The following is a 9128-nucleotide window of genomic DNA, read 5'->3' as shown; positions in this document are numbered from 1 at the left end:
GGGTGGTATTTACCGATAACGTCGCCGACGATACGCGCCGATTTTTTATAGGCGGAATTCCAGTTGTTTTTCAACTCGTGCATCGCGTACAACACGCGGCGGTGTACCGGCTTGAGACCGTCGCGGACATCCGGCAGGGCTCGGCCCACAATCACGCTCATGGCGTAATCGAGGTAGCTCTTGCGCATTTCGTCTTCAAGGCTGACAGGCAGGGTTTCGAGTGCAAATTTATGGTCGTTGCGGATGGTTGCGTCGGTCATGATTATCTGTAATTTCGTATGGCAAAAATCTTGTTGATTCTACCACAAAACAAGCGGTTTATGGCTTTTGCGTGAAGGCCGTCTGAAACAGGGTTTCAGACGGCCTTCATTATTTAATAAATTTAATTTAGTTACAGCCAGAATCTTTGTCCGCAGCCTGCAGACTCAACTCTTTACGCTTTTTAGCCCTTTCATAACGGCAGCGTTGGCGCGGTGTATTGATTTCCAAAGGTGGGACAGGAACCGGCTTACCGTCTTCAACAGCAACCATGGTGAAGTAGCAGCTGTTGGTATGACGCACTTCGCCAGTGTGGATGTTTTGCGCCTCCACACGGATACCGACTTCCATAGAAGTACGGCCGGTGTAGTTGATACTAGCGTAAAAGGTTACCAGTTCGCCGACATGAATAGGCTCTTTAAACAATACTTTATCAACAGACAGAGTAACGCAATAGGTTCCGCTGTAACGGCAGGCGCAGGAATATGCCACTTGGTCGAGCAGGCGCAGAAGATCGCCGCCGTGAACATTGCCGCTGAAGTTTGCCGTATAAGGCATCATCAGTTCGGACATGATCAGTTCATGGGAAGGTAGTTGGCGTTCCGGTTTCATCGTTTATTCTCCTTTTGATATTTATTTTAAAATTGTCTGAAAACTTCAGACTGCACATGTGCAAAATCATTCTACCGTTTTTAATCGTTGAATTTCAACCCATTGCCTTCCTGTTTACAGCCATTTTCTACGTGAGAAGAAAATCAGCAGTCCGATAATAATGCACAGCATCACACCCAAAACCATGAAATAGCCGTAATGCCAATGCAGCTCGGGCATATTGTCGAAGTTCATGCCATAGATGCCGGTGATGACGGTCAGCGGCATAAAGATAATGGTAATAACCGTCAACACGCGCATTTGCTGGTTCATGCGGTTGGATTGGAAGGAAAGATAAATATCCATCATGCTCAACACCATATCACGCGAGGCATCAAGCGACTCGATAAGCTGCATATTGTGGTCGTACACGTCGCGCAGATAGACGGTCGATTCGCCTTTGAAAATGGCAAAATCGCCGCGTACGGCCAGTTGGTAGAACACATCGCGCAATGGTAAGAGCGTGCGCCGCAGACGGACGGCATCTCGCTTGAGGCGATGAATCTTACTGAGAATATCGCTGTTTTCGTTTTTAAACAGTGACTTGTCTATTGCTTCGACACGGTTGTTGTACGATTCCAAAACGATGAAATAGTCGTCCACAATACGGTCAAGCAGGCAATAAGCAAGAAACGCTGTATTTTTGTTCAAAATATTGTGCGGATTTTCGTGCATCTGCCGGCGCAGATGGCTGAATAAGCCCAACGGTTTTTGTTGGAAAGACAACACAAAATCTTTGCCGATAATCACATACACTTGATCGGAATAGAGCTTACCCGTGGAGGTATAATGGTAAACCTGTGCGGCAGTAAAAACATAGCTGCCGTAATCTTCAATTTTCGGACGCTGCTTGCGGCTGAGAATATCCTCAATAACTAGCTCATGGATGCCGTAAGGCTCAAGCGCGTGTTTGAGCAAGGCAACATCATTGATGCCGACAAAATGCAGCCAGTTGATTTGACCTTCTTGCGGGCGGGCAATATCAGGCAAGTTTTTTCCGGCAAGATAATCATGCTGAACAAAGGTATCGGCGGAATACAGAGTTTGATGGATGGCAGAACGCGGGGCATTGTCGGTATTGCTGCGCTGCATGGTTTGGTCTTGCAGATTGTCGGTTATCTCAATTGGATTGGCTGGTTTGCTCATAAAAATAAATCATGTTTTTTAGTTAGAATGAATTGTACAGACAGAAAAGGCCGTCTGAAAACTGATTTTCAGACGGCCTGATGACATTGATTAATGTTTTATTAGGCTTGAGGCGCTGTTTATTCCAACTCTAATGCCGCGGCGAGTAAGGACAGGCGCGCCATTACGCCGTAAACATAGAGGCGGTTGTGTTCGTTGTCCACGTCGCAGTCTTTTTCGGAGCGCGGCATACCGAGCGAGTCCCATTGTTCAAATACGCGTTTGCAGGCTTCAGGCGCTTCTTGGGAATTGTCGCCACTGCCGGTGGGAATGCTGTTGGACAGTGGCACAAATACCATACCGCCGGCATTGAGGTTTTCGTCTGCGCCGCGCCCTTCGTGTACGCGGAAGAAGCCGCCGATTACGAAACGGTCCATCATATACACGACAGGTTCGCACACGGCGCCGTTCATGGTTTCGTAAGTATAAATACCTTCTTGGACAATAACTTCGCTAACTTCCAAGCCTTCTTTGACTTTCGCCATTTTGTTGCGGTTTTTACGGTTCAAGCCGCGCACTTCATCCGCAGATTTAACGCTCATCACGCCCATACCGTAAGTACCTGCGTCGGCTTTCACAATAACGAAAGGCTGGTCGGCAATACCCAATTCGTCGTATTTGGCTTGAATTTTCGCCAATACGCGTTCTACCGCGTCTGCCAACGCATCCTCGCCTTCACGCTCTTGGAAATCCAAACCGCTGATTTTTTCAAAATAAGGATTGATTTGCCATTCGTCGATATCAATCAACTTGGCAAAGTCGGCAGCAACTTGGTTGTACGCGCCGAAATGTTCGGTTTTACGGCGAGTCGTCCAGCCGCCGTGCAATGGAGGCAAAACGGTTTGGTTGATACCTTTAAGGATTTCAGGAACACCCGCAGACAAGTCATTGTTCAACAAAACAACGCAAGGCGAGAAACCGTCGGCAAGATGTACACGCTCACGGGTACGCAATAAAGGTTCAAGCAAAATTTTGTTGCCTAATGCGGTTTCAAACTCGGTTGGCTCAGTCACTTCAGGATTCAAGCTGCCCAAGCGCACTTCGTATCCTGCCGAACGCAAAATCTCGCTGAGGGCGTAAACGTTTTGCAGATAGAATGTGTTGCGCGTGTGGTTTTCAGGAATAATCAATACGGATTTTGCCGTTTCACATGCGCGCTGTACCGCATCTTGCGCGGCAACCGCCGCCAGCGGGATAAAGTTGGGATTCAAATTATTGAAGCCGCCCGGAAACAGGTTCATATCGATAGATGAAATTTTGTAACCGGCATTACGGATGTCAACCGAGCCATAAAACGGCGGACGGTGTTCGTTCCAATGCGAACGGAACCATGCTTCGATTTTGGCATGATTGGCAAGGACTTTTTTCTCAAATTCCCGTAATTGAGTCAGATGCTCAGGAGCCATTACCGGTAATTTCATTCTCTATACCTCTTGGTAAGTGTGGATGTTGAGTGAGAATGATAGAACTTTTTAGTGCATTTCGACAAGCATTCTTTCAGATAAGATGCATCTTTTTGTTAACAATTCTACAATTTGTCCAATTTTTGATAAGCGTTTTTGAAACTTTGCGACAAATTTTAAAAATTGGACAAATTTCTATTGCGCAGCCCCTATAAAAAGCCTAAAATCCGCCCATAAACGCAAACCATCATTCATACCTACCAATAGCAAAGAATACTCATCATGAGCGCACAAACCCTTTACGATAAACTTTGGAACAGCCACGTTGTCCGCGAAGAAGAAGACGGCACTGTCCTGCTTTACATCGACCGCCACCTGGTTCACGAAGTAACCAGCCCGCAAGCATTTGAAGGCTTGAAAATGGCCGGCCGCAAACTCTGGCGTATCGACAGCGTGGTCTCCACAGCCGACCACAACACCCCGACCGGCGACTGGGACAAAGGTATCCAAGATCCGATTTCCAAACTGCAAGTCGATACTTTGGACAAAAACATTAAAGAGTTTGGCGCACTCGCCTACTTCCCGTTTATGGATAAAGGCCAAGGCATCGTGCACGTTATGGGCCCGGAGCAAGGCGCTACCCTGCCCGGCATGACCGTCGTTTGTGGCGACTCGCACACTTCTACCCACGGCGCATTCGGCGCATTGGCGCACGGTATCGGCACTTCCGAAGTCGAACACACCATGGCGACCCAGTGCATTACCGCAAAAAAATCCAAATCTATGCTGATTTCCGTTGAAGGCCGTCTGAAACCCGGTGTTACTGCCAAAGACGTGGCACTTTACATCATCGGCCAAATCGGTACGGCAGGCGGTACGGGCTACGCCATCGAGTTTGGCGGCGAAGCCATCCGCAGCCTTTCTATGGAAGGCCGCATGACCTTGTGCAATATGGCGATCGAAGCCGGTGCGCGCTCAGGCATGGTTGCCGTCGACCAAACCACCATCGACTATGTAAAAGGCAAACCTTTCGCACCTAAAGGCGAAGCGTGGGACAAAGCCGTCGAGTACTGGCGTACGCTGGTGTCTGACGAAGGTGCCGTATTTGATAAAGAATACCACTTCAAAGCCGAAGACATCGAGCCTCAAGTAACTTGGGGCACCTCGCCTGAAATGGTTTTAGACATCAGCGGCAAAGTGCCTAATCCTGCCGAAGAAGCCGATCCGGTCAAACGCAGCGGCATGGAACGCGCCCTTGAATACATGGGTTTGGAAGCCGGTACGCCATTAAACGAAATCCCTGTCGATATCGTCTTTATCGGTTCTTGCACCAACAGCCGTATCGAAGACTTGCGCGAAGCCGCCGCTATCGCCAAAGGCCGCAAAAAAGCGGACAATGTACAACGCGTATTGATTGTCCCCGGCTCCGGTTTGGTTAAAGAGCAGGCAGAAAAAGAAGGCTTGCACGAAGTGTTTATAGAAGCCGGTTTTGAATGGCGCGAGCCGGGTTGCTCTATGTGCCTCGCCATGAATGCCGACCGCCTGACCCCGGGACAACGTTGTGCCTCTACTTCCAACCGTAACTTTGAAGGCCGTCAAGGCAACGGCGGACGCACCCACCTCGTCAGCCCTGCCATGGCAGCCGCAGCCGCAGTGACCGGCTACTTTACCGATATCCGCACTATGGCTTAAAGTATTTTCAGACGGCCTTTATTGATCAGGCCGTCTGAAACAATACCTTGCTCAAGTAAGTTTTCCTATTGTATTGCGAAAAACGTCCGAAAACCTTCTTAATCATTGATAACTTGAAAGGAATCTAGTATGAAAAAACTGTTTGCATTAGCTGCCGCAGCCCTCATCCTGTCAGCTTGTTCCAGCACTTGGTCCGGTGCAAAAGACGATACCAACCGCAATTGGGACAAAACCAAAGAGACTGCCGAGCGCGTAGCCGATAAAACCAAAGAAACGGCAGAACACGTTGCCGACAAAACCGGCGAAGCCGTTAAAAAAGGCGGCAATGCAGTAGGCCGCGGCATGAGCCATGTTGGAGAAAAAATCGAAGCCGCTACCGAATAATTCGGTAAATCAGGCCGTCTGAAGCTCCTGACTCCGTTTCAGACGGCCTGATACATTATTAATTTTTCAGACATTTTCACGATTCAAAGCAAAGGAAGAAACAATGAGTAATCCGTCAAGCTGGTTTGGTATTCATGCTCATGATTTGGATCGCGCCAAAGCCTTTTACGAATCCGTATTCGGTAAGCCCCTGCAAGACGTTGGCGGCAACGGATTCCGTTTCATCATTTTCCCAGCCGATTACACCCAACACGGTACGGCCGGCATGATTTGGCACGACAGCAATGCCCAGCCCGGCCACGGCGGTACAACCATTTTCTTTAATTGCCCGAATTGCGCCGAAACAGCAGAAAAAGCCGTTGAAGCAGGCGGCAAACTGTTACAAGAGAAATTCCGCATTGCCAACGGCTTTGCAGCATTTATCGAAGACACAGAAGGCAACCGAATCGGTTTGCACAGCACACGCTAACCCGAATAGCCATAAAATAATTTCCCATTATTACTATAAGAATCTGACATGAAAGCCTTTACCAAAATTACCGCCATCGTTGCCCCGCTCGACCGCAGCAACGTCGACACCGATGCCATCATCCCCAAACAATTTCTGAAATCCATCAAACGCAGCGGCTTCGGCCCCAATGCCTTTGATGAATGGCGTTACCTCGACCACGGCGAACCTGGCATGGACAACAGCAAACGCCCGTTGAATCCTGATTTCTCCCTGAACCAGCCACGCTATCAAGGCGCACAAATCCTGTTGACGCGTAAAAACTTCGGTTGCGGCTCTTCACGCGAACACGCCCCTTGGGCATTGGACGACTACGGCTTCCGCGCCGTCATCGCCCCCAGCTTCGCCGACATCTTCTTCAACAACTGCTACAAAAACGGCCTTTTGCCTATAGTTTTGACAGAAGAACAGGTTGACCAGCTTTTCAAAGAAGTTGAAGCCAACGAAGGCTATCAGCTCTCCATCGACCTTGCCGAGCAAACCCTGACCACCCCTAGCGGCGAAACATTCACATTCGACGTTACCGAACACCGCAAACACTGCCTCTTAAACGGCTTGGACGAAATCGGCCTGACCCTGCAACACGCTGACGAAATTCACGCCTTCGAAGAAAAACGCCGCCAAAGCCAGCCTTGGCTGTTTAACGGTTGACATACAAAAGGCAAAAGGCCGTCTGAAAAATTTAAGTGTTTCAGACGGCCTTTACTGAATGTTTTGGGATAGACCATGAGATCATTCGACGAATTAATCCAAACCCAAGACCCTGCGTGGCCATTGATTCAAGAGTGGCTTACAGAAGCGGTAAACAGCGTTGAAGTTCTGCCACGTACGCTTGAAAAGGCAAAGGAAGAACTTGTCAAAACCCAAGTAACGATACGTTCGTTTATGGGTGCTGTCGTTTATGAAACCGGCGGTATCCTTATCGATGACGGCTGGTTACGGATACTTGGTTCTAGCAGCGCGAAGCTACCTCGTGGTTTGGGAAGTTGGAATCTAAACCGTACACAATCCGAGCCAGCAGGCCCTGCTCCCTATTATCTGTTTGCCGATGATGTTGCTGGAGGCTATTTTGCGATTAATGGCGGAGGATTTAATGGCAAAGTAGGTAATGTTTTCTACCTACCACCGGATACACTGGAATGGGAAGATTGCGGTAAAGGTTATGGCGACTTCTTAAATTGGGCATTGACCGGCGATTTACAGTTGTTTTACGAAAACCTGCGTTGGGAAAATTGGCGCGAAGAAATCCATGATTTGAATGGCGACAGCGTTTACACGTTCTTTCCGTTTTTATGGGCTGAAGAAGGCAGCGATATAAACCAAGTCAGCCGCAAGCGTATTCCTATTGCTGAACATTATGCTTCCACTTTGAATCTGCAAAACACAACTCCATAAAAAGCCCTTTCAGACGGCCTTGTTGTCATAATCTCAATAAAGCGTCCTTAAAACGTATTCTTCACATCCTGAAGTTTAATTTCTACCTAACCACACCATGATTACCGACACCATAAGCAATGCCACCCGCTACGCTGCCTTGCATCCCGACTTTGCCGAAGCCTTCCATCTGTTGCAGACCCTAAATTTTGCCAAGCTGCCGGACGGCCAAGTACCATGCGAGAATCCCAATATCCGTATTTTTATCGGTAGCGAGCCGATGAGGACTAAGGGAGAAGCCCAGCCTGAAGCGCACTTAAAACATATTGATATTCAAACGCCGATTGATGGCAGCGAAACATATGGCTGGATAGACAGAGGCCGTCTGAAAAACGGTTTAGGCTACAACGAAAAGCGCGATATCGAATTTTTCGACTGCGAGCCGGAAACCTGGCTGACCTTGGAGCCAGGTGAATTTACGCTATTCTTCCCGAATGATGCGCATGCCCCATTGGTTGGCGACAGGCCGAACATACGCAAAGTCGTTTTTAAAATCCGTGTTGAAACCGAACGTCTATAATTTTTCAGACGGCCTTATCCCCTTATTCAGGACACAATATGTCTTTTTTCAGCAGGTTGTTCCGCTCCAAACCTAAATTAATGACTTGGCAGGAATTTGTCGAATACTTTGCCCGTCGCATCCAAGAAGAATTGGATCTTGAGGCGAAAATCGACTGGGGTGAAAATATTGCGTCTTCGCCCATCATTGTCCAGTTTTCCGAAGACGATGAAGCATCGTTCAGCACATATTTGAGCAACCATTACACAAGTTATCTGCAAAATCCCGAGGCCTTGGAAACTATTGTTGCAGCCAATTTAGCGGTTATCGATAAGCTTCAGGACTCTGATGCCAGTGTTTCAGCACAACAAATTCTTCCGACGATTAAAAATACAATTTATCTGGAAAACGTCAGACTGATTACAAATACGGACGAAGACGAGCCTGCCGATTACCTGGTATACAAACCAATTGCCGGCGATATCATGTTGCTTTATATGGTGGATACGGAAGAATCCATGCATACACTCAATCGTGAGCATATGAAAGAGGCCGGTATTGAAGATGAAGACGCCTTGTATCGTACCGCCATGGATAATTTGCGCCAACAGATGAATGGACATGTCCAAATTCATCATGCTGAAGGTTGGTCATTGGCTCAAATCCATTTGGATAACGACTATGATGCTTCCCTGATTTTGCTTTTGGACGAAGTACTTAAAGACGATTCTATGCTGCCGGCCAACCCTGTTTTTGCAGTCCCGGCACGCAACGCCCTGCTCGTTTGCAGCCCGTCCGATGAAGAGGCTTTGCAGGCGATGGCGAATATTGCCCTGCAGGCATTTGAAGATTCTGCCTACGCGATTTCTACCCAGCTTTACCAGTACCATAATGGTACAATCAGCGTTTTCAGAGCAAATTGATTTAAGGCCGTCTGAAAAACAGACGACCTGCCCTTTACCTAAAACCTTCTCATAAGGAAACCCGAAATGACCAAACATATCGCTATCTTGCGCGGCGACGGCATCGGCCCTGAAATCGTTGCAGAAACCGTCCGTGTACTCGACAAACTTATCGAACAAGGTTTGGATGTCAGCTACGAATACGCACCTTT

General features: G+C 48.1%; 11 protein-coding genes. 7 read left to right on the top strand and 4 right to left on the bottom strand.

Going from position 1 to position 9128, the window contains the following annotated elements:
- The 4 genes from ACTHS3_RS06470 to gshA form a co-directional block, all read right to left on the bottom strand.
- A partial coding sequence (locus tag ACTHS3_RS06470; protein WP_440367445.1) for a DNA gyrase subunit A occupies positions 1–260 on the bottom strand: 260 nt, incomplete at its 3' end.
- A 127-nt stretch (positions 261–387) separates the two neighbouring features.
- The gene (locus ACTHS3_RS06465) at positions 388–870 is read right to left on the bottom strand and encodes an acyl-CoA thioesterase (protein ID WP_049351048.1); all 483 of its coding nucleotides are present in this window, start codon (positions 868–870) and stop codon (positions 388–390) included.
- Positions 871–984: 114 nt separating this feature from the next.
- Positions 985–2055: a magnesium/cobalt transporter CorA gene (gene corA, locus ACTHS3_RS06460; RefSeq protein WP_107697342.1), complete on the bottom strand. Its 1071-nt coding sequence runs from the start codon at positions 2053–2055 to the stop codon at positions 985–987.
- 119 nt (positions 2056–2174) lie between these two features.
- Positions 2175–3515, bottom strand: a complete 1341-nt coding sequence (gshA, locus tag ACTHS3_RS06455) for a glutamate--cysteine ligase (protein WP_440367443.1) — start codon at positions 3513–3515, stop codon at positions 2175–2177.
- Between the two features lie 264 nt (positions 3516–3779).
- Between gshA and leuC the strand changes: the two genes are divergently transcribed.
- The 7 genes from leuC (at position 3780) to ACTHS3_RS06420 (ending at position 8937) form a co-directional block, all read left to right on the top strand.
- Positions 3780–5189, top strand: coding sequence for a 3-isopropylmalate dehydratase large subunit (gene leuC, locus ACTHS3_RS06450; protein WP_049335217.1), 1410 nt, complete (start codon positions 3780–3782; stop codon positions 5187–5189).
- Between the two features lie 129 nt (positions 5190–5318).
- Positions 5319–5573, top strand: a complete 255-nt coding sequence (locus ACTHS3_RS06445) for a hypothetical protein (RefSeq protein ID WP_049335219.1) — start codon at positions 5319–5321, stop codon at positions 5571–5573.
- 103 nt (positions 5574–5676) lie between these two features.
- Positions 5677–6042 carry a VOC family protein gene (locus ACTHS3_RS06440; RefSeq protein WP_049335221.1) on the top strand — a complete coding sequence of 122 codons (366 nt, stop codon included), beginning with the start codon at positions 5677–5679 and terminating at the stop codon, positions 6040–6042.
- Positions 6043–6090: 48 nt separating this feature from the next.
- The gene (gene leuD / locus ACTHS3_RS06435) at positions 6091–6732 is read left to right on the top strand and encodes a 3-isopropylmalate dehydratase small subunit (RefSeq protein WP_063067850.1); all 642 of its coding nucleotides are present in this window, start codon (positions 6091–6093) and stop codon (positions 6730–6732) included.
- A 75-nt stretch (positions 6733–6807) separates the two neighbouring features.
- Complete coding sequence (locus tag ACTHS3_RS06430) at positions 6808–7476, top strand: DUF2625 domain-containing protein (RefSeq protein WP_440367441.1); 669 nt, start codon at positions 6808–6810, stop codon at positions 7474–7476.
- A gap of 97 nt (positions 7477–7573) precedes the next feature.
- A complete protein-coding gene (locus ACTHS3_RS06425; protein WP_049335225.1) occupies positions 7574–8035 on the top strand; it encodes a YhcH/YjgK/YiaL family protein in 462 nt (153 codons plus the stop codon).
- Between the two features lie 38 nt (positions 8036–8073).
- Positions 8074–8937 (top strand): DUF1444 family protein, encoded by an 864-nt coding sequence (locus ACTHS3_RS06420; protein ID WP_070625560.1) that lies wholly within the window; start codon positions 8074–8076, stop codon positions 8935–8937.
- Positions 8938–9128 lie beyond the last annotated feature (191 nt).

Source organism: Neisseria sp. P0009.S007 (assembly GCF_051962515.1).
The sequence above is the reverse complement of the archived record's forward strand: the minus strand, read 5'-3'. Positions and strand labels throughout refer to the sequence as shown.